This window comes from Stenotrophomonas sp. KH_036_B, assembly GCF_057839485.1.
Map to the genome: position 1 here is coordinate 1,212,792 of NZ_CM174491.1, position 20,542 is coordinate 1,233,333.

Sequence of the window (20,542 nt, forward strand, 5' to 3'; positions counted from 1 at the left end):
ATGCTGGCAGCATTTGACTTCCTACACGCTGACGAAGGCGACGGAAGCCGACCTGCGCGGCATCATCCGCTACACACGCAAGCAATGGGGCGACGAGCAGGTGCGCCGCTACATGGGTCAAAGCGCATGGTGCTTACGCGGGATGTTTTACGCATTTCCGGGCGTCTCGATCCCTTTGCAGCTGGCGCGCCGATCACCTGGCTCTGCAGGTGTGGCCTGACCGCATCAGCCATTTCTCCGCCCATGCGCCCACCGGTCCCAGCATCGGCAGGAACAGCGCCGAGATGGCCAGATTGAACGTCAGGTGGGCCAGGGCGACCGCCATGCCGGGGTCACCAACAGCCGCTGCCACCGCGCGCGCGAATGGCACCAGGAACGGCAGCAGCATCAGCATGCCGACGGCATTGAACAGCAGGTTGACCACCGCGGTGACGCGTGCAATCGGGCCCATCGCGGCGCTGGCGATCAAGGCCGTGGAGCATGAGCCGACGTTGGCCCCTATCACCATGGCAATGGCGGCCTCCACCGGCAGCATTCCCTGCTGCGCCAGCACGATCGCCACGCCGCTGGTGACGCTGCTGGACTGGACAAGGGCGGTGATGGTCATGCCAACCAGCACCTGGAGCCACGGGTCGGCGGCTGCCGCCAGCCACGCGGCGACCCACGGCTGTTCGCGCAGGGGCTGAAGCTGAGCGGTCATCAGCTGCAGCGCGAACAGGATGAGCCCGAGCTGGAACAGCAGCCTGCCCGCGGTGCGGACCCGCAGGGGCAGCACTGCCATCACGGCCCCCAGCACGATAAGGACGGGGCCAAGCCCGCTCAGCTGGAACGAGACCAGCCATGCCGTGGCGGTGGTGCCCACGTTCGCGCCCAGCAGCACGGCCAGGCTGGCCCGGAACGACAGCAGCGAGGCATTCACCAGCGCAACGGTCAAGGCCGTGATCGCGCTGCTTGACTGCACCACGGCGGTCGCAACTGCGCCGACGGCAAACCCCTTCCAGCGGTTGGCCGTCAGCCGTTGCAGCCACGCGCGCATGAGCGGCTCCCCACAGGACTGCAGCTCCCGCGTGAAGCCTTGCAGCCCATGCAGAAAGAGGACCACGGTAGCCAGAATGGGCAGGACGGCTGACAGAGCGCTCATGCAGGGCTCATGGGGGCGATCCGGCCATGCTGGGGCAGGTGTTGCAAAGATTGCCAGTCGCGGCTGGAAGTACAACGTTCCTGCCCACTTTTGCGGGCCTAATGCGTCAGCGTTGCCGGGGCGCCGCGCCGCCTGACCCGGTGCTGAAGGTACTATGGTGCGAATGATCAAGGGAGGCGCGCAATGGATGACGTGCGAATGGACGTGGTCGCAATGAAAAAGTGGAACCCGATCTGGCGACAGGCCGCGGCATTCCTGATCGTGTTGGCGTTGGTGCTGGCGGCGGCGTCTGTCTTCCACATCGCGCCCTCGGTTGGGAGCCAGCCTGCGTTTACGTCCAGCGACATGGTCTGGACTCTCTGCGGAATGTGGTTCGCGCTTGCGGGCGGGCTGGTGTCCCGGAGGTATGGATTCGCCATCGCCGTGGGCGCGCTGTACCTCGGGCTGACGTGTCTGGCAGCGCACTTCCTCCGCGGTTACATGCAGATGGGTCTGCTCGAACTGCTATGGCTGAATGCCCTGAGCACCGCACTGTCTGTACTTGCCGGCATGGCAGGTGCCTGTGCCGGCGTATATATTCGGAGCCTCAAGTTGGGCAGGGGGCAGGCATAGCGGCGTCCATTCCAGAGGCCACCGTGAAGCCGGCGGCCGGGCCGGCCATCAGTACGGATGAGCCTTCCCGCACGCCAACACATGGTTGCAGCCGTCGGACATGCACTGTAGAGCCACGCCGTGCGTGGCTTCGCCGCACGCGCCGCAATGAACCATTGCGGTAGAGCCACGCCCTGCGTGGCTGCGCGAGCCCGCCGGGCATTGCATCTGGATTTTCCGAATTTGTTCATCGTTTCGCCGATAGCGCACAAATAACATCGCGCGCATCGGCTGATGAAGAGTCTGGAGGTCCACCGTGTTGAATTTTCCTGCGCGTTACATGTACCCGATCATCTTGATGCTGGCTTCACCGCTTCCCGCTTGGGCGCTCTGCTGCCCGAGCGTGGGGCAAAAGCCAGCGCATAGCGGAATTGGTGAGAACCAACCCGCGTCTGCCGACCTGAGCCTGGATCGACGATGGCGCGTCCATGCGTTTGAGCGCGACACCATCCACTACTTCCAGGTCAGCGACTCCGCAGGATCCATACAGTTCATCGTCGGAAAATCAGGCGACTACTTCTGGGAGCTGCCAGCGGGACCCGCCGACGTGCACGTATCGCTACCTTCTGACGATCGGCCCTCGGTCGCCATGGTAGACGCCGTAGAAGTGTATCGAGATGAGGAGTTCAGGCTTCTGGTCAGCCAGGCAGGGCTGTCAAGGTGGTGGTCGGTTGAGCATGTGCATCACCGTCCTTAGCAATCGGTTGATTCTGCGAAGAACATCCGAATTCGATTGCCAAGACACTGTACCGAGCCACGATATGCCTGGGCGCGGCCACTGAGTCGCCCCATCGCCATTGTCGTCGTGCTGCGGGAAATTTTGTAATGAACGTCTGCTGTGCCGACAGTGATGACGATTCCTCGAGCAGCCCCAAGTCGCCCACAGCGTGCCCGAATCTTCAACTGGCCCCTTTCATTCTCAAGAAGCAGAGAAACGGCCTCCGTCAACGCACGGTAGGCTGTTAGTTGCAGATCAAGGCTGAGGTGACATGGATCGCCGGTGAGGCTGGGTTTGGCAAGACGACCCGTCTGCTCCCACGCATCGCCGGTTCCTCCAACTTGAATGGCGAGATAAAGGCCGACATGTTCCATGGAGGAGGGATACACCATACTGGTCTGCTCGCGGAATCTTTGCGAGTGAACTGTCGATGCGTGTAGGAGGCTGGATGCAACATCGTGGAAGCCGTTACCCCTCAGCCAATCGACGGTGTCGCTCAGCGACGCATCCAGACCTTCCCCGATGCGCCTGAGACTGTCCACGCGGTTTCGCAACTCCCGTTCACCGGCGATGTGCGACGCACGTGCGTTCGAGATTGCCTGTCGACCTGCCTGCGAATGCGCGAGGTACTGATGATAGTGGTGGGTGATTTTCGCCCCCAACGCCAGGAGTGCGGTCCCGGAGAGTGCGGTGACCAGTTGCACTTTGAAGGAATCCAGGTCGAAAGAGCCCGGAAGACCAGTCGCAGGAGTGCCGGTTCTAACGAAAACGTACATCACGGGCAGTCCGACAGCCGCTCCCCACCATCCGTGCATACAGGTCAGGGCGATGATTGGCGCAACCATGAGCAAAAGGATTGTCGCCTTTTCAACATAATCATCTTGGGATATCAGTGTCGATGCGACACCAAGTGCAAGCAATGACGTTGCTGCGTACGCTGACGGTGCTTCCCGCCACGATGACCAATCCACCTCCTTCCGACGTGTCCACAGCACGGCTAACGGGGCGACGGTGAGGATGGCAACATAGTGGCCCAGCACAAAGCGGCTTGCGATGACCGCGAAGCCGCCCGACGGTGGCGATTGCCACAAGACATTCATGAGCAAGAGGTTTCCGACACCAACGGCGAGGGAAGCACCTGCCGCAGCGGTGAGCAGCCATGTTCCGGTCTCGGCTGCAATTGCACTGCGATGGAGGTAGACGATCAGTGCGACGATCGGGAACTGATACGCCGAAGAGATGATTACCCAGTCGAGACCAAGCGTAGTCACCATGGGAATGCGCATCTCCGCGAAGTATGCATATTCCCCAAGCAGAAGATACGGCCACATGCGTACCGGGCATGCCAGTAGTGCTGCGACGCGGATGCCCGAAGGAAGGAAGAACTGATCCAACGATACCTGCCGTGTCGCCCAACAGGAGATCGCGTAGAGCGTTGCTAGAAGAAGTCCCGCTGGCAGGTTCATAACGCCTAGTTGAATTCCGTTGATCAGCCTGTCGCGCGACATCCATACCCTCCTGAGGTGGGTCGCTGTCGCATTTCGTCTGCGCCGCGAGCCCTTTCCGAGGGCGCGAAAGTAGCGGCCTGGCATGTCGGTCGCAATGAGGTTTCAGAATTTTCAGACAAGAATGAGACGGTTCTTCTGATTCTATTGAGCTACGTCACACGGTTGGTGGGATGCACCACGCACACCGGTGTAGCTGTCGAAGCAGAAGCGATGACGCAACGCGCACAGTGGCGGTCCTGATAATGGCCGACCATTGGCGGCAGAACTCGACGCTCTGTCGGCACAGTCGCGGTAGGTCCACGCCCTGCGTGGCTTCGTGGTGCCCGATGTGCCTGCAGCCTCGTGATATGTTTCACCGCACCTCCGGATCAAGGAAGTTGGCCAAGGCGTTGATTCCAACGCGGTCTTGGCGCGGTGGTCCTGCAGCTTCTGATCCACGACGCCGCTTAGTAGGGATGCGCCTTCCCGCACGCCAGTACATGGTTGTAGTCGTCGGACATGCACTGGTAGAACGCGCGCTTGTTGCCGTCCGCAGCTTCGCAGTCGGCCACGGTCAGCTGCGGCAGCAACGCGCGCAGCGGCACGGCGGCCGTGTTGAACTGCTCGGCCTTCATGTAACCGCCCCTGACGTTCTTTTCGCCAACGTCCAGCATGGTTTCCACGCCGTAGCGGGCGTTCTCCACCGCTTTCGGGCAGTCGAGCTCCACCTTGTCAGCGCGTACCTCCAGCAGGGCCTGCGCGATGTCCTCGGCGTCACGCTGGGCGTTGGCGCGCACCGCCACGTCATCGGTGGCAGCGTCCTGCGCGGTCCCCGCCAGCGGCGTAGCGGTTGACAGGACGAACAGCATGGCGACAGCCACGTTGCGTGGCATCGGATCAGGCCTCTTCTTCCTGCACGAACTTGCTGGCCGGCACCACTGCATGGATGTCGGTGCCCACGGCGGCCAGCAGCTCCTCGCAGTGCGCGGGGTCCCACAGGTCGAATACTTCGGCCTCCCAGTTGACGCCCGGCTGGGCAGGTTCATGCGCGACGACCATGCCGTCCTCGGCGTACATGGCGTGGTCGTCGGTCACCACCGCGCGGGCGTGCAGCTTGCCGAGCACCTCGAACATGTTGTCGTTGTACGAGCCGTACACGAAGCCCTCGGCCACGCAGTCGCCGCCAACGATGAACCAGGCTTCCGAGCCCACGTGCGTGCAGCGCAGGTCGCCCATCACCGCCACCTTGCCGGTGTCGCGCAGCACGCCGTTGACGGTGAGGTTGCCGGTGACCAGCAGGATCGACGGCGGCTGCAGGTCGCCGTCCACGATCAGGTTGCCGTGGTGGAGGATCGCATTGGTAGCGCCTTGGTAAAGCGTACCGATATCGGCCGCGTCCACGCGCAGGTCCTGCGCGGGCAGGTGCGTGCGCAGCACCTGGCCGAACGCGTACAGCGTGCTGGCGAAGCTGCCCTGCAGGAACTCGACCAGCGTATCGATATCCGCAGCGTCGCTGCCGACCTCGGCCAGGTCGTCCAGCTGCGGGCACGGGCAGCACGGAAACTCCGGCAGGCCAGCGGGGATCCAACCGTTGGCGGGAATCAGGCTGGGGTCGATCTGCATGATGCGGTGTCCTTGAAGTGTAAGCGGCTCGTTCCTGAGCAGAGCCGGCAGGGTGCGGGGTCAGTCACTGATGATATCGCGGACACACCATGCGGCTGCAAGCCAGTTCACGCAGGTGGGGGCGGCCCGATTCTCGCGAAGGCAGGCCGCCACACGGAGCCGCGCGATCAGCGCGTACTGCCCGCCGCCACACCGCTGCCCTCGACGGCCGCGGTGGCGTTGACCGCGCGCCACCACGGCGTGCCCGCATGTGGTGCGGCCAGGTCCAGGCGTTCGCCCATCACGGGCGTGGACAGCGCGATGCCGCGTTGCGCGGTCAGCGCGCTGACCCGCTCGAACGGTTCTTCCCAGCGGTGCATGGCCAGGTCGAAGGTGCCGTTGTGGATCGGCACCAGCCACGTGCCGCGCAGGTCCTGGTGCGCCTGTACGGTCTGTTCGGGCTGCATGTGCACGAACGGCCACTTGGCGTCGTACGCACCGGTTTCGATGAAGGTGACATCGAACGGACCGTAGCGTTCGCCGATGCGCTTGAAGCCATTGAAGTAGCCGGTGTCGCCGCTGAAGAACACGCGCAGGTCATCGTCCAGGATCACCCACGAGGCCCACAACGTGCGGTCGCCATCGCGCAGGCCACGGCCGGAGAAGTGCTGGGCCGGGGTGGCGGCGAAGCGCACGCCATCCACCTCGGTTTCGTCCCACCAATCCAGCTGGCGCACGCGTTCGCGCGGCACGCCCCAGTCGATCAGGCGGTCGCCTACGCCCAGCGGGGCGAGGAACACCTGCGCGCGCGTGGCCAGGTATTTGATGGTGGAGCGGTCGAGATGGTCGTAATGATCATGCGAGAGCAGCACGCCACGAATGGGCGGCAGGTCCTGCAGCGTGATCGGCGGGGCGTGGAAGCGCTTCGGGCCCATCCACTGCACCGGCGAGGCGCGTTCGGAGAACACCGGGTCGGTCAGCCACCAGCCGCCACGCAGTTTGATCAGCAGGGTGGAATGGCCCAGCCGATACACGCTGCGGTCCGGCGCGTCGGCCAGCGCCTGCGCGGTGAGCGAACGTACCGGCGGCACCTGCGGCGGGGTGGTGCCCTGCGGGCGGTTGAACAGGAACTCCCAGAAGATCTTGGCCATGCTGCCCAGTGTGTCCTTGGGCTTGGGCGTGGCATTGGTGAACTGGTCGTCGGTGCGCTGCGGTGAGGTTTCGTAAGAGGCGATAGGCACGGTAAGGGTCATCCCGATGAGCACGGTGAGGGAGAAGGCGACAGCGAGTACAGGCAGGATGCGCATGCGCCTCCTTGGAATACGCGGTAAATGAGTGCGCACGCACTCATTAATTAAAAGAAAGAAATCAACGTTGAATGCCCTTCCAGAACAGGTCGAAACCGGCCTGCTGCAGGGCATCGCGTTGGTCGGGCTGGGCGGCCATGGCTTCCAGTGTGGTTTCGAGCAGGGTGATCAGTACACGACCGAGATAGAACGGAATGCGGTCGGGGTCGATGTGGCGGGCAAGGCTGGCTTCCAGGGTCTGCAGCGTGGTGCCGAACAGACCGGCGCAATGGCTGCGGGTGCACTCGGTGATGCGCTCGGATACCTTCAGCTGGCGCAGCGCCATGCGGTCCACCGGGTGCGCGGCGCCCCATACCAGCAGCGCGCTCCAGACATGCCGAAGCTGTTCCTGGACATCGGCGCCAGCGGGGAAGCTGCCGCCCACCGCCAATGCGAGACGCTCCTCGAGCCGCACGAACAGCGCGTTGAGCAGCGCGTCCTTGGTCTCGAAATAGGTGAACACCGTCCCCTCGGCGACCTTGGCTGCCTTGGCGATCTGCGCCGTGGACGCACCCACACCCTGCGTCGCCACCAGCTGGGCGGCGGCGTCGAGGATCGCGGTACGTTTTGCGTCGCTGAGCGGGCGGGCCATCGGACTAGTTAGCTGAGTGGTTGCTCATTTATAGGCCCGGCGCGGCCCCGGCGCAAGCGCTGCAGAGCGGTGAGCGGGTCACCGTTCAGGCGAAAGGGCCCGCGCCGGCATTTGAAAACCCGGCCGTGCCGATCTATAAGGCGGAACGTCCTGCTGGGAATCGCCGTGGCCACGACCAAGACTTCGCGTACCACCCGATCCGCCGCCAAGGGGACGAACGCCACCGCGTCAGGCCAACGCCTGCTGGCCGGCGGCAATCCGCAGATCCCCAAAGGCGAGGGCGACGCGTCGGTGCAGGCGTGGATGGCCGCGGTGCCGGGCTGGAAGCAGGCGGCGGCGCGCCAGCTGGATGCGCTGATCGTGGCGGCGGTGCCGGGCGTGCACAAGGCGGTGAAGTGGAACTCGCCGCTCTACGCTGCCGGCGAGGACGGCTGGTTCCTCAGCTTGCATTGCTATGCGCGCTACATCAAGGTGGCGTTCTTTCGCGGTGCGGCGTTGACGCCGGTGCCGCCGGAGCCCTCCAAGAGCAAGGACACCCGCTACCTGCATGTGGTGGAAGACGCGCCACTGGACAAGGCGCAGTTCACCCGCTGGGTGAAGCAGGCCAGCCGTCTTCCGGGCGAGCGCATGTAGCGCTACGTCCCTCGCAACCCAGATTTCCATCGCTACGCGGTGGCACCGCTCGCCGACTTCGGCAAAGATGGTGCGCTGCACGATCGCCACCCGCGACCGTGCATCCCCCATCGAAACTGGAATTGCCTGTGCTGAGTGTTGTTGGAGTGGTGCTTGCGTTGTACGTGGTCTGGCGGCTGATCTGGCCGCTTCGGATGCCGGTCTCGGTACGCGGCCCGCTGGGGCTGCTGGTGCTGTCACTGGCCCTGCACCATCGGATCGTGGCGCGGTTTGCCGGCACGATGGCCTCGCCCGAGATTCCCAAGGCCGCCATTGCGGTGCTGGCCAGCGGCTTCACCGCGCTGCTGCTGGTGGCGGTGTTCCTGCTGCTGCTGGATGCGCTGCTGCTCGGCGCGCGCCTGCTGCGGCTCTCGCGTGTGGCCGACGGATTGCGTCGCGCATGGCTGCGCCCCGTCGCGGCCGTGTTCGCGCTGGTACTTGGGGTGTATGGCGTGCAGCAGGGCATGGCCGTGCCACAGGTCCGCCAGATCGACGTGGCCATCGACGGCCTGCCGGCCGCGTTCGACGGCTACCGGGTGTTGCAGCTCACCGACATCCACGCCAGCCGCCTGCTCACCGGCGACTGGGTGACTGACGTGGTTGCTGAAAGCAACGCGCTGAAGCCGGACCTGGTGGTGATCACCGGCGACCTGGTGGACGGCAGCGTCAGTGCCCGCGCCAATGATGTGCGCGCGCTGGGCGAGCTGCAGGCACCGGATGGCGTCATCGCGATCACCGGCAACCATGAGTACTACGCCCAGTATGCGCAGTGGATGCAGGCGTTCCGCGGGCTGGGCATGCAGGTGCTGGAGAACAGCCACACGCAGGTCACCCGCGACGGCGCGGTGCTGACCATTGCCGGCGTCACCGACCCGGTCGCGGTGAATTACCGGCTGCCGATGCCGGACCTGAAGGCGGCGCTGGCCGGGGCCGATCCGCAGGCGCCCGTGATCCTGCTCGATCACCGACCCGGCGCCGCAGCAGCCAATGCCGCGCAGGGCGTGAAGCTGCAGCTCTCGGGGCACACCCACGGCGGCCACATCGTCGGCATGGACCAGCTGGTCAAGCGCGCGAACGGTGGCTATGTGTCCGGGCGCTATGACGTGGACGGCATGACGCTGTATGTGAGCAACGGCGCCGGACTGTGGCCGGGCTTCGCCGCGCGCATCGGGGTGCCGTCGGAGATCACGCTGATCACGTTGCGCCGTCGGTAAGGTGTGCGGACTAACAGTCCGCACCTACCAGTCCGCACCTACTGGTCCGCACCTGCCAGTCCGCACCTGCCGGTCCAGATCTGTACGTCCGCATCCGGTCCGCGTTTTCAAGCGGCGCGTTCAGGCCAGCGCCGTCTCAGGCCGGTTGGTGGCCTGCACCAGCTCGGGTGCCAGCGCGTGCGCGACGGCCATGCGCAGCATCGCCGGGCTGATATGGCGGCGGTGCACGTGGTCGATGGCGGCCATGTAGAAGCGGCCGAAACGGTTATGCGTGCGCACCCGCGTGCCCAGCGCGATCACCGCGGCGCCATTCTCCAGTAACTGCACGCGGACGCAGGAGCGGAAGCGCAGGTGGCGGTCGTCGGCGCCCAGCAGCACTTCGGCGCTGCGGTCGGCGGCATCCACCCGCTGCGCGTGGACCGGGAAGCGCCCGGCGAACAACGTGCTGCGGTCGTTCGACAACAGCGACGACACGGGGCAGCCCAATGGGGACGTACGCAGCCGCAGCGGCGCCACCAGCACGTTGCGCAGCGCCATCATCCGGCCCACGCTCGGCGGCGGGTTCTGCACGAAGCCTTCCAGCACCGCTTCCAGCATCGCACTGGCCGAGTGGCTGGCCGTGAGGTGCGGCGGCAGGGTCAGGGTGTTGTAGTCCTGGTGGTCGATACCCTCGGCCAGCGCCTGCTGCAGCAGCGAATCGGCCGGTGCATCGCGCTGCGCCTGCACCGGGTGGCGCGCCGCGCTGCGCCCGATGTAACCGTGCGCCGGCCGCAGCCGCGCCAGCCGCACCCGCAGCGCACCTACCAGGTCGCGGGTGCGCGCGCACAGGCCCGCCAGTGCCGAACGCGCCGGTGACTGCAGCGACAGGCTGACCACCGGCAGGCGCGACAGATCGGTCTTCGCCAGCAGGTCCTGCAGCACCGGCGGCAGCGTATCGGTCAGCGAGGGGATGTCCGCGCTGTCGGCGTCGATCCGCGCGCGCTGTTCGGCGGTCAATGCCCCGCTGCGTTCGTCGGCATGGCACGACAGGGCAAACAGCGCGGGATGGCGTGGGTGGCGCGAGACGAACTGGTGCCAGGTGCCGCTGCCGAAGCGCACGGTGAACAGGCAATCCGGCGGAATGTCGACGCAGCGCAGTGCATGCACGAAGGCGGCCGGGTCACGCTGCAGCTGTGCGTCGGAGGCGGTGGAGAAGCGCAGCTGCGCACCGCCACTGCCGGCGATGGCGGTGAACATGCGCGGCCCCGCATGGCGATGGAACGGATGGCCCTGGCGGCCCACCGAGAACGAATACAGCGAGGAGGCGTCGCCGTGGGCCAGGTGCATGCCGCCCAGCCGCGCCGACGGCTCGTCCAGCGCGTCGACGAAGGCCGGGTGGGCCGCCTGGCGGATGCCGGCGTCGCGCAGCAGCTGGTCGCCCGCACCGATTCCCAGCTGGGTGATCAGCGCCACTTCCACCGGAGCGCCGTCGCCATGTGACGGCAGGCTGATGCTGGGGAACGAACGACTCACGCGGTGGGTGTCCAGCATGCCGGTCTCCTTGTGGCGGGGCGCAGGGGCTCAGGTGGCAGGGGTGGGCTTGCGCTTGGCGCGGGCGCGGCTTTCGCGCTGCAGCGGCCCGCCGACCGGGCAGACCTCGGCGGCCCAGGCGAACAGGGTGTTGGTCAACCGGTCCGGTACCTGGCGGAAATACACGAACTGGCCGCGCTTCTCGCGCTCGATCAGCCCGGCGTCCTCGAGGATGCGCAGGTGGCTGGACAGCGCCGGCTTGCTGAAGTCGAAGCGCTCGCCGAGCTCGCCGGCGCTGAGTTCGCCGCCGTTGAGGTAGGCCAGGATCTGGCGGCGGGCGGTGGAGGCGAGGGCTTCGAAGATGCGGTCCATGATCCATCAGTTAACTAATTCGTTAACTGATGGTGTTCCCCGGCCGGCACGCTGTCAAGTCCCCCGCGTGCCGCCACCGTCACCGTCACGTCATCTGCAGCGCTTACCTTGCGCGCACTTCAGGGGTGGGGCGGCAGAGTGGCCGAGCAGGCAAGAGGGCGGCTGGCGCGGATGTTCGTGGAACACGCGCCGGTGCTTCGGGGGTTCTTCGTGCGCCGGGGGGCGCGACAGGACGCCGAGGACCTGGTGCAGGAGACGTATCTGCGTCTGCTGCGTGCGCATGAGGGACCAGGCGAGTCGATCGCCAACCCGGAGGCGTATCTGTTCACCGTGGCGCTGAACCTGGCGCGTGAGCAGGCCAGCCGCAGGCGCTGGGCGACCCTGCCCATCGAGGACATCAAACAGCTGGGCCAGGGCCTGGCCAGCGGGGAATGCGTGGAAGATGCCGCCGAACGCGAACAACGCAGCCAGCGCCTGCAGGCGTTGCTGGCCACGCTGCCCGAACATACCCGCGCGGTGCTGGTCATGCAGTACCGCGACGGGCTGAGCTACAAGCAGATCGCCGAGCGCCTGGGTGTCTCGTCGCACATGGTCAAGAAGCACGTGGTGCGCGGTCTTTCGGTGTGTCGCCGGGCGATGGCCGATGTGGCGGAAGCGCGATGAGCGCACCTTCTTTGCACCCTTCGGCATTGACCCAGGCCGCCGCTCATTGGCATGCAGTGCAACGCCAGGGTGACGTGTCGCCGGCACAGCAGCGCGCCTTCATGGACTGGCTGCTGGTGTCGCCCGATCACCTGCGCGAGTACCTGGCGATCAGCGAGGTCGCCGGTGCGCTGGGCGATGCGCTGCGCACGATGCCGATCGATCTGGACGCATTGCTTGCGGCACCGGCACCCGGCAGCGTGCCCGACAACGTGGTGGCGTTGCCATTGCGCCGTACCGGGTCAGCCAACGCGACGCCCACGCCGCGCCCGCGCCGACGGCTGCCGGGCATGGCGGTGGCGGCGGCGCTGCTGCTCGCGGTGGGCATCGCTGCCCCGCTGGCATGGCCGCAGACCACCCACTACGTGGCCGCACACGGCGCGCCACGCCAGATCCTGTTGTCCGACCACAGCGTGGTGCATCTCAACGCCGACAGCGAACTGTCGGTGCGGATGAGCCTGTTCGATCGCCGGGTGGAACTGGAACGTGGCCAGGCCAGCTTCGTGGTTGCCGCCGACCGGCGTCCGTTCGCGGTGCATGCCGGCGGTCTGCAGGTCACCGATATCGGCACCACCTTCGATGTCTCGCTGCTGCGCGAGCAGGCCCGCATCGCCGTGAGCGAAGGGCGCGTGCAGGTACGCGGCGACAGCGGGCGCGGGCGCCTGCTGGCCGATCTGTCGGCCGGCAAGGTTGCGCAGGTGGACTACCGCGACCAGCGCGTGCAGCTGCGCGACGAGGATGCCGCCAGCATGACCGCATGGTGGCAGGGCCGCATCGTGTTCCGCGACGAGCCGTTGCGCGATGTGGCCGACCGCTTCAACCGCAGCAACGCGGTGCGTCTGCAGATCAGTGACGAGGCCGGTGCGCTTCGCCTCACCGGCAACCTGCATGGCGATGATCTGGGATCGCTGCGCGCGTTCCTGGACCAGCAGCCGACCCTGCAGACGCAGGAGCAGGCAGATGGCATCCATGTGCGCATGCGCGTGGAGGCGGAAGGCGCTGTCAAAAAAAATTCATCGAAATAGCGGTGCCCGATCCGCGCGCTGCGCCCTCGTAGTAGGGGAATGCAGGAACACACCTGTTCCGCGACCACCGCCATTCCCTCACTGGATACCACGATGCGCCGCACTCTGTTCCTCTCGATCGCCCTTGCACTGCAGGTCACCGCCACCTCGGCCGCCGCCGAGCCCAGCCGGTCCGCCACCGAGGCCATCGCCTCGCAGCCGCTGGACATGGCACTCAACGCGCTGTCGCGCCAGACCGGTCTGCAGTTCGTGTACAGCGCGCAGGCCGCCGGCAACCCGCGCACGCCTGCGGTTCCGGCGGGCCTGTCCGCCGACGCCGCACTGTCCCGGCTGCTGGCCGGTACCGGCCTGCGCTACCGCTACCTCAACGCGACCACGGTGACCATCGAGAGCGAGGCCGCTGCCACCGCGCCGGCCACCAGCAGCGTCGCACCGGACGGGGCAGCCGAAGGGGTTGCTGAGCCGATGGTGGCCGAGGCCGGCGCCGGCGCGGGCCCGCAGAACCTGGAAACCATCCAGGTCATGGGCAGCTACAGCCGCAGCCTGGAACAGGCGGTGGACCTCAAGCGCGCCAACATCGGCTTCTCCGATTCGATCGTGGCCACCGACGTGGCCGACTTTCCGGAGCAGAACCTGGCCGAGGCGCTGCAGCGCGTGCCGGGCGTGACCATCGAGCGCAGCAAGGGCCTGGGCACCAAGGTAAACGTGCGTGGCCTGCCGTCGGAATACACGTATGTGTCGATCAACGACCTGGCTACTGCGTCGGGCAGCGGCGGGCGTGACGTGGAGTTCGACATGTTCGCCTCCGAAATCATCCAGCAGGTGACGGTACAGAAGTCGCCGACGGCGGCGGACGAGGAGGGGGGCATCGCCGGTTCGGTCAAGATCACCACCGCGCGCCCGTTCGATTACAAGGAGCGCAAGCTGGTGCTGTCGGCCGAAGGCGCGCACAACAGCATCTCCGAAGAGGTGGACCCGCGCTTCGCCTTCCTGGCCGCCGATACCTGGGGCGACTGGGGTGGCCTGGTGTCGTATTCGCAGTCCAAGCGCACCAACCGCACCGACTCCACGTCGGGCATCAACTTCCGCCCGATGTCGCGGTTTCTGAGCGCCTCGGGCACGCGCGGCACCCAGGCCCAGGCGGTGCTGGCACGCGATGCCGGGGTGAACATCGTCAACCGCAACAACACCGATGAGACCAACCTGGTGGTGTTCCAGGACAAGGTCGGCGACCGCGTCTACCTCAACGAGCAGGACAAGTGGGGCGCCACCGCTTCGCTGCAGTACAAGCCCAGCAGCACCTTCAGCCTGACCTTCGACGCGATGCTCGGCGGCTACGATTCCACCGAAGACGAATACGATGCGGCGGCCTACTCGGCCTCCAGCCGCAGCACGCTGGCCACCATCCACGAGTACGACGCCAGCACCCTGTCGGAGTACGGCATGGTGGTGTTGCGCGATGTGTCCTACACCGCCACCCAGCACGAGATGCTGAGCAAGGAGCGCATCAACACGACCGACTACAGCCAGTACAGCGTGGCCTTGGACTGGAAGGGCCAGGACTGGTACGTGGACGCGATGGCCGGCTACTCGGGCGCGGAGAAGACGTCGGACTATTCCAACCTCAAGCACGTCGCCTATGCGCCCTCGCGTACCCGCTGGACCGGGCGCAGCGGTGAAACCATCCCGAGTACACCGGGCGGCTTCGACATGTACAACGCCTCGGACAAGTACCTGTTCGAGGCCTATGAAACCACGCTGGAGAAGGTGGACGACGACAAGTACGCCGCGCAGGTCAACGTCACCCGCATGCTGGACCTGGCCTTTCTGCCGGCCCTGCGCGACGTGAAGTTCGGTGCGCGCTACACCGACCGCTCCAAGCAACGGCAGTACGGCGAGCTGAAGATCACCGGTCCGACGGCGGGCAGCAGCGCGTGGGTGAACACGCGCACGATGGCCGACAGCCCGCTGCAGTCGATCGGCGACATCGTGCCGGGCGGCGGCTACACCATCAAGGACCTGGACTGGCAGCAGGTGTCCAATGACTACGCGCGCCGCGCGTTCCGCTACGACGGCTTCTACACCCCGTTCGATGCCGGCCAGTACTACCAGGTCGATGAGAAGGTCATGAGCGTGTATGCGATGGCGGATATCGCCTTCGATATCGGCCAGGTGCCGATCAACATCAACGCCGGCGCGCGCTACGTCGATACCCGCGTCACCTCGTTCGGCTACCACCCGATCCAGCGCCCGGACGGCAGCACCGGCTACACCGACACCCCGGTGTCCAAGGACGGCAGCTATGACGACCTGCTGCCGAGCTTCAACATGACCGCCGAACTGGCGCAGGGGCTGCTGCTGCGTGCGGCGGCATCCAAAACCATGATGCGCCCGGCGCTGACCGACATCGCCTACAAGCGCACCGCGAGCTGGAGCTCGTACCGCTTCACCGACGGCAACCCCGAGCTCAAGCCCACCTATGCCAAGCAGTGGGAAGTGGGCCTGGAGAAGTACCTGGACAACGGGGCACTGTTTGCCGCGTCGTACTTCCGCAAGAACATCGACGGGGTGGTCATCAACTCGCTCACCGGCGTGGTGCAGGACGTGGCGGTGTACAACGCCAACGGCACGCTCAACGGCATCTTCGACTTCGATGTGTACCAGCCGGTCAACGCCAAGGGCTCCTACCAGGTGGACGGCGTGGAACTGGTGGCACAGCTGCCGCTGGGCATGTTCCACCCGATGCTGGAAGGCTTTGGCGTGAACGCCAACTACACGGTGCTGGACAGCTCGCTGGCCGGTGAGTCCGACCTGGGCATCCGCACCCCGATGCCGGGCCTGGCCGAGAAGACCTGGAACCTGACGGCTTACTACGAGAACGACCGTTTCGACGCGCGCATCTCCTACAACCACAAGGACGAGTACGTCGAGTCGATCGGCTATGACATGTACCCGATCTGGCGCGATGCCTACGGCCAGATGGATGTCTCGATCGGCTTCCGCGTCACCGACAACATCAAGCTCAGCCTGAAGGGCATCAACCTGACCAACGAGATCACCAGCGGCTACACCATGGATCCGTCGTTCCCGACCATGTACGAAGCTTCGGGCCGCCGCATCAGCCTGGGCCTGCGCGCCGACTTCTGATCTCCCGGCGGGCACATGCCCGCAGGGCCCGCGCTGCCTGCCTCCCATCGGGGTGGCAGGCAGACGGGCCGCTGACAGGAACACGACCATGTACAACGTATTTCTGCTGGCGCTGCTTGCGGCGCCGGTCATGACGGCGGCGGCCGACGCCGACCCGGACCTCGGCCGCCAGTGGCAGCCCGGCGACCACCATGTACACAGCGAGTGGAGCGTGGACTGGGACCGCAGCACGACACCACCCACGCCGATCCGCGGCGGCGACTCGTCCTATTCCCGCACCCGCAATGCCGAACAGGCGCGCCACTTCGGGCTGCGCTGGATGGTGCACACCGATCACGGCGGCCCGGGGCATTCGGCGGTCACTCGCGACCATGCCTACCCGGCGCTGCTGCAGGCCCGGAAGGCGGTACCCGAGGTGATCCAGTTCAACGGCATGGAATTCGACGTGCCGGCCGGCGAGCATGCGTCGCTGATCATCGCGCCGGGGCCGCAGGAGAACGACCAGCTGGTCACGATCGAGCGCGATTACAGCCGGGGCGAGCCGCTGCAGGAGGGCGCGCGCGATACGCACCAGCACATGCTGGATGCCTTGGCGCACCTGCGCGGACTGACGCCGCTGCCGTTGATGCTGATCAACCATCCTTCGCGCACGGCGACCGGCGTGGGGCAGTGGGGTGAAGTGGAACCTGCCGAACTGAAGGCCTGGCATGCGGCAGCGCCACAGGTGCTGGTGGGCATGGAAGGTGCTCCCGGGCACCAGGCCACCCGCACCGAGCGCGGGTTGTACCGCAACGCGGCCGCACCCACGTTCGGCGGCTTCGACCAGATGACCACGCAGGTGGGCGGTGCATGGGACCAGATGCTGGTGGCCGGCACGCACTTCTGGATCACGGCCAGTTCCGATTCGCACGTCAACGTTCGCGACGGCGGCAGCGACTTCGATCCGGGCGAGTACAGCAGGACCTACGTGTGGGCGCGACCGGAGGTCGATGACATTCTCGCGGGGCTCCGGAGCGGGCGCATGTTCGCGGTGACCGGCGATCTGATCGATGCGCTGGAGCTCACGGTGCAGGCGGCCGATGGCAGCGGTGCCGTGGGGCGCATGGGTGATACGGTGGCCGTGCAGCCGGGTACGCCGCTGCGGGTGCAGCTGCGCGTGCGTCAGCCCGACGGGGTGAACGCGGCCGGGCAACGTCCGCAGCTGCGGCAGTTGCAGCTCATTGTTGGCAGCGACACCGGCGGTGGGCAGGCCCCGGACATGCAGACGCGCCGCTTCACCGCGACCGCGTGGCAGCAGCAGGGCGCATGGGTGCAGGTGACCTGGGAGCTGCCCGCGCCGGCCGGCGGTGGCTTCGTCCGCGCGCGTGGCAGCAGTACCGACGAGCCGACGCCGCTGGCCGACGCCAAGGGCGAGGATCCGTGGCAGGACCTGTGGTTCCATTCCAACCCGGTGTTCATCGGCCGATGATGCCTTCCCGCACGTCGCACCGTTCCGTGCAGTCGCGGTTCCCGCCGTGAACACCGCGACATTCCCCCTGCACGGGCCGATCACGGCCGCGCGCCGACGCTGGCGGCACACGAACCCATCGCGGAGCCGCCCATGACCACGCTGACCCTGCACGACCTGGCCAAGAAGATGGCCGGTATCGATTTCACCATGCTGCAGACCTTCGCCGATAACGGTGAGATCGCGGGGCGGCCGATGAGCAACAATGGCGACGTCGACTACGACGGCGACAGCTGGTTCTTCTCGTTCGAGAGCACCGACATGGTGCGCGAGCTGCAGGCCAATCCAAAGGTCGCGCTCAGCTTCACCGGCAGCAAGGGCCTGCTCGGCAAGCCGCCGCTGTTCGTATTCGTCCAGGGCAAGGCACGGTTGGTCCGGGACAAGGAAGTGATGCGCCAACACTGGCAGAAGAGCCTGGAGCGCTGGTTCGAACAGGGCATCGATACCCCGGGGATCGTGTTGATCCATGTCCACGCCCATCGCATCCACTATTGGGATGGCGAGGACCAGGGCGAGATCCAGATCTGAGCCCACGCTCTCATGGCGACCACCTCCATGCCGTTGGTCGGGTGCGCCGGGTGGTCCATTCCGGGCCGCTATGCCGACCTGTTCGGTCCCGGCGACAGCATGCTGGCGCGTTACGCGACCCGCTTCCCGGTGGTGGAGATCAATTCGTCATTCTACCGGCCGCACAAGCCCGCCACCTATGCACGCTGGGCCGCCAGCGTGCCGCCGGGGTTCCGCTTCTCGGTGAAGCTGCCGCGGACCATTTCGCACGACTCGGAGTTGGTTGGGGTCGGCGCAGTGTTGGACCTCTTCCTGGAAGAGTCCGCCGCGCTCGGAAGCAGACTGGGCGGGCTGCTGCTGCAACTGCCGCCATCGCTGGTGCTGGATGCACGTCGCGCGTCCAGTTTCTTCCGCGCGCTGCGGCGGCGCAGCGATGTGCCGCTGGTCTGCGAGCCGCGTCATGCCAGCTGGTTCACCGCCCACGCCGATGCGATGCTGCTGCGCTACGGCGTGGCACGCGCGGGGGTTGATCCGGCGCGGGTGGCGGCGGCAGCGCAGCCGGGCGGTGCATCGGCGTGGCACTACTGGCGCTGGCACGGCGCCCCGCGGATGTACTACAGCGAGTATGACGATACCGCGTTGATGCGCCTGGCCACGCAGCTGCGGGAGACGCCGGCACCGGCGTGGGTCATCTTCGACAACACCGCGCACGGGTTTGCCGTTCCCAATGCGCTGCGTCTGCAGGCGCTTGCCGCACATGCCTGAAGGTCCTTCCATCGTCATCCTGCGCGAGGCGGCCGCGAAGTTCCGCGGCAAGACGGTGCGTCGAGCAGTGGGCAACAGCAGCCTGGACCTCACCCGCATGGAGGGACGGCGGGTGGTGGCGCTGCGCAGCTGGGGCAAACACTTCCTGATCCAGTTCAGCAGCTTCAGCCTGCGCGTGCACATGCTGATGTTCGGCAGCTACCGCATCGACGAACGGAAACCGTCGCCGCCGCGGGTGTCGCTGCAGTTCGACACCGGTGAGCTCAATATCTATGCCTCGTCGGTGAAGTACATCGAAGGCCCGCTGGAGGACACCTACGACTGGCGCACCGACGTGATGAACGATGCGTGGGATCCGCGGCTGGCGCGGCGTCGGCTCAAGCAGCAGCCGGAGACGTTGATCTGCGATGCACTGCTTGACCAGGACCTGTTCGCTGGCGTCGGCAACATCATCAAGAACGAAGTGTTGTTCCGTCAGCGCGTACATCCAGAGTCGACAGTCGGTGATCTGCCGCCGCGTGTGCTCGGCAGGGTCATTGCCGATGCCCGCGACTACAGTTTCGCGTTCCTGGCGTGGAAGCGTGCGTTCGAGCTGCGCGCGCATTGGCAGATCCATACCAAGCGGACCTGCCCGAACTGTGGCGGCCCCGTGTCCAAGACCTATCCCGGCAACAGCCGGCGGCGCACCTTCTTCTGCCCGAACTGCCAGGTCCGGTATTGACTGGCGCAGCGTGTCCTGACGGGTGAAGGGCGCGCGGCGGCGGTCCTGTAGGATCAGGTCGTCCCACGCCGTTTCGCGCGTCCTGCGCGGCCGTGTCCCGGTCGCCCGCTTCGCTCCTTCCTTCGAGCCGTCCGTCAGTGCTGTCGGGCAGGCTCACCGTGTTTCATGGAGCGCACATGCCGGGCTATACCACCCGCATTCTCACCATTCCGGTCGGTGGCCACGACTTCCGCATCCGCGCGCTCAGCGACCTGCAGCAGTTCGCCGACCCCACCGGGCGGGCCGAGCGCGTCGGCATCCATTCGTCGTTGTGGAGTCTGTTTGGTCAGGTCTGGCCGGCCGGGCGGGTACTCGCCGAGACGATGAGCCAGCTCGACATCGCCGGCAAGCGCATCCTCGAACTGGGCTGCGGCCTGGGGCTGTCCAGCCTGGTGCTGGCCCACCGGGGTGCCAACGTGGTGGCCAGCGACCACCATCCGCTGGCCGAGTCGTTCCTGGCCTACAACGCCGGCCTCAACGACCTGCCGTCGGTGCACTACCGCGACCTGCCGTGGGAGCTGCCTGACGCGACGCTGGGCCGGTTCGATCTGATCATCGGCAGTGATGTGCTGTACGAACGCGGTCATGGGGTGCAGATCGCGGCCATGATGGAGCGCCACGCCAAGCCCAGCGCGGAGCTGCTGCTCACCGATCCGGGGCGCGGCAACCTGGGTGGGTTCTCCCGCGCGATGGCCGCGCAGGGGTACGAGATGGAGGAGGTCGGCGGCTTCGGCGACGAGGAGAGCGCATCGCCGGGACGCGGGCGGCTGCTCCGCTATTGGCGGCACGCCCCGGTCGCCCACGCGTAGCGACACGCCATGCGTG

At 66.3% G+C, this 20,542-nt stretch carries 20 protein-coding genes and 1 pseudogene; 13 read left to right on the top strand and 8 right to left on the bottom strand.

Annotated elements, in window-relative coordinates; translation table 11 throughout:
• Positions 1-13: 13 nt before the first annotated feature.
• Positions 14-115: pseudogene (locus AC3ITN_RS05605) on the top strand (type II toxin-antitoxin system RelE/ParE family toxin); the annotation flags it as partial.
• A 78-nt stretch (positions 116-193) separates the two neighbouring features.
• Here AC3ITN_RS05605 and AC3ITN_RS05610 read toward each other — a convergent pair.
• Positions 194-1,141: a Na/Pi cotransporter family protein gene (locus AC3ITN_RS05610; protein ID WP_489392307.1), complete on the bottom strand. Its 948-nt coding sequence runs from the start codon at positions 1,139-1,141 to the stop codon at positions 194-196.
• A gap of 198 nt (positions 1,142-1,339) precedes the next feature.
• Between AC3ITN_RS05610 and AC3ITN_RS05615 the strand changes: the two genes are divergently transcribed.
• Complete coding sequence (locus AC3ITN_RS05615) at positions 1,340-1,753, top strand: hypothetical protein (protein WP_489392308.1); 414 nt, start codon at positions 1,340-1,342, stop codon at positions 1,751-1,753.
• Between the two features lie 295 nt (positions 1,754-2,048).
• Positions 2,049-2,489, top strand: coding sequence for a hypothetical protein (locus AC3ITN_RS05620; protein WP_489392309.1), 441 nt, complete (start codon positions 2,049-2,051; stop codon positions 2,487-2,489).
• On the opposite strand, the gene AC3ITN_RS05625 is transcribed toward AC3ITN_RS05620, so the two are convergent.
• From AC3ITN_RS05625 to AC3ITN_RS05645, 5 genes are all read right to left on the bottom strand, one after another.
• Positions 2,486-4,018 carry an MASE1 domain-containing protein gene (locus AC3ITN_RS05625; RefSeq protein ID WP_489392310.1) on the bottom strand — a complete coding sequence of 511 codons (1,533 nt, stop codon included), beginning with the start codon at positions 4,016-4,018 and terminating at the stop codon, positions 2,486-2,488. The two genes, AC3ITN_RS05620 and AC3ITN_RS05625, sit on opposite strands and share 4 nt — an antisense overlap.
• Positions 4,019-4,464: 446 nt before the next feature.
• Entirely contained in the window at positions 4,465-4,866 is a 402-nt protein-coding gene (locus AC3ITN_RS05630; RefSeq protein WP_489392311.1) for a hypothetical protein, read from the bottom strand.
• Positions 4,867-4,894: 28 nt separating this feature from the next.
• Positions 4,895-5,620 (bottom strand): hypothetical protein, encoded by a 726-nt coding sequence (locus tag AC3ITN_RS05635; RefSeq protein ID WP_313343428.1) that lies wholly within the window; start codon positions 5,618-5,620, stop codon positions 4,895-4,897.
• 167 nt (positions 5,621-5,787) lie between these two features.
• Entirely contained in the window at positions 5,788-6,906 is a 1,119-nt protein-coding gene (locus AC3ITN_RS05640; RefSeq protein WP_489392312.1) for an MBL fold metallo-hydrolase, read from the bottom strand.
• A gap of 61 nt (positions 6,907-6,967) precedes the next feature.
• A complete protein-coding gene (locus tag AC3ITN_RS05645) occupies positions 6,968-7,537 on the bottom strand; it encodes a TetR/AcrR family transcriptional regulator (protein ID WP_313343432.1) in 570 nt (189 codons plus the stop codon).
• Between the two features lie 165 nt (positions 7,538-7,702).
• Between AC3ITN_RS05645 and AC3ITN_RS05650 the strand changes: the two genes are divergently transcribed.
• The gene (locus tag AC3ITN_RS05650) at positions 7,703-8,170 is read left to right on the top strand and encodes a DUF1801 domain-containing protein (RefSeq protein WP_489392313.1); all 468 of its coding nucleotides are present in this window, start codon (positions 7,703-7,705) and stop codon (positions 8,168-8,170) included.
• A 128-nt stretch (positions 8,171-8,298) separates the two neighbouring features.
• A complete protein-coding gene (locus AC3ITN_RS05655; RefSeq protein WP_489392314.1) occupies positions 8,299-9,423 on the top strand; it encodes a metallophosphoesterase in 1,125 nt (374 codons plus the stop codon).
• Between the two features lie 120 nt (positions 9,424-9,543).
• On the opposite strand, the gene AC3ITN_RS05660 is transcribed toward AC3ITN_RS05655, so the two are convergent.
• Both AC3ITN_RS05660 and AC3ITN_RS05665 read right to left on the bottom strand, forming a co-directional pair.
• Positions 9,544-10,953, bottom strand: a complete 1,410-nt coding sequence (locus tag AC3ITN_RS05660; RefSeq protein WP_489392315.1) for a DUF2867 domain-containing protein — start codon at positions 10,951-10,953, stop codon at positions 9,544-9,546.
• 30 nt (positions 10,954-10,983) lie between these two features.
• On the bottom strand, positions 10,984-11,304 hold the full coding sequence (locus AC3ITN_RS05665) for a metalloregulator ArsR/SmtB family transcription factor (RefSeq protein WP_313343443.1): 321 nt from the start codon (positions 11,302-11,304) through the stop codon (positions 10,984-10,986).
• A gap of 171 nt (positions 11,305-11,475) precedes the next feature.
• Here AC3ITN_RS05665 and AC3ITN_RS05670 point away from each other — a divergent pair, with 171 nt between their 5' ends.
• The 8 genes from AC3ITN_RS05670 (at position 11,476) to AC3ITN_RS05705 (ending at position 20,526) form a co-directional block, all read left to right on the top strand.
• A complete protein-coding gene (locus tag AC3ITN_RS05670) occupies positions 11,476-11,967 on the top strand; it encodes an RNA polymerase sigma factor (protein WP_489392877.1) in 492 nt (163 codons plus the stop codon).
• On the top strand, positions 11,964-13,031 hold the full coding sequence (locus AC3ITN_RS05675) for a FecR family protein (RefSeq protein WP_489392316.1): 1,068 nt from the start codon (positions 11,964-11,966) through the stop codon (positions 13,029-13,031). The genes AC3ITN_RS05670 and AC3ITN_RS05675 overlap by 4 nt, the downstream gene beginning before the upstream one ends.
• A gap of 93 nt (positions 13,032-13,124) precedes the next feature.
• Positions 13,125-16,178: a TonB-dependent receptor gene (locus tag AC3ITN_RS05680; RefSeq protein ID WP_489392317.1), complete on the top strand. Its 3,054-nt coding sequence runs from the start codon at positions 13,125-13,127 to the stop codon at positions 16,176-16,178.
• Between the two features lie 88 nt (positions 16,179-16,266).
• Positions 16,267-17,646 carry a hypothetical protein gene (locus AC3ITN_RS05685; protein ID WP_489392318.1) on the top strand — a complete coding sequence of 460 codons (1,380 nt, stop codon included), beginning with the start codon at positions 16,267-16,269 and terminating at the stop codon, positions 17,644-17,646.
• Between the two features lie 132 nt (positions 17,647-17,778).
• Positions 17,779-18,213, top strand: a complete 435-nt coding sequence (locus AC3ITN_RS05690) for a pyridoxamine 5'-phosphate oxidase family protein (protein WP_313343453.1) — start codon at positions 17,779-17,781, stop codon at positions 18,211-18,213.
• Positions 18,214-18,225: 12 nt separating this feature from the next.
• Positions 18,226-18,957, top strand: coding sequence for a DUF72 domain-containing protein (locus tag AC3ITN_RS05695; RefSeq protein WP_489392319.1), 732 nt, complete (start codon positions 18,226-18,228; stop codon positions 18,955-18,957).
• The gene (locus AC3ITN_RS05700; protein ID WP_313343458.1) at positions 18,950-19,678 is read left to right on the top strand and encodes a DNA-formamidopyrimidine glycosylase family protein; all 729 of its coding nucleotides are present in this window, start codon (positions 18,950-18,952) and stop codon (positions 19,676-19,678) included. The genes AC3ITN_RS05695 and AC3ITN_RS05700 overlap by 8 nt, the downstream gene beginning before the upstream one ends.
• A gap of 176 nt (positions 19,679-19,854) precedes the next feature.
• Positions 19,855-20,526, top strand: coding sequence for a class I SAM-dependent methyltransferase (locus AC3ITN_RS05705; protein ID WP_489392320.1), 672 nt, complete (start codon positions 19,855-19,857; stop codon positions 20,524-20,526).
• The last annotated feature ends 16 nt before the right edge of the window (positions 20,527-20,542 follow it).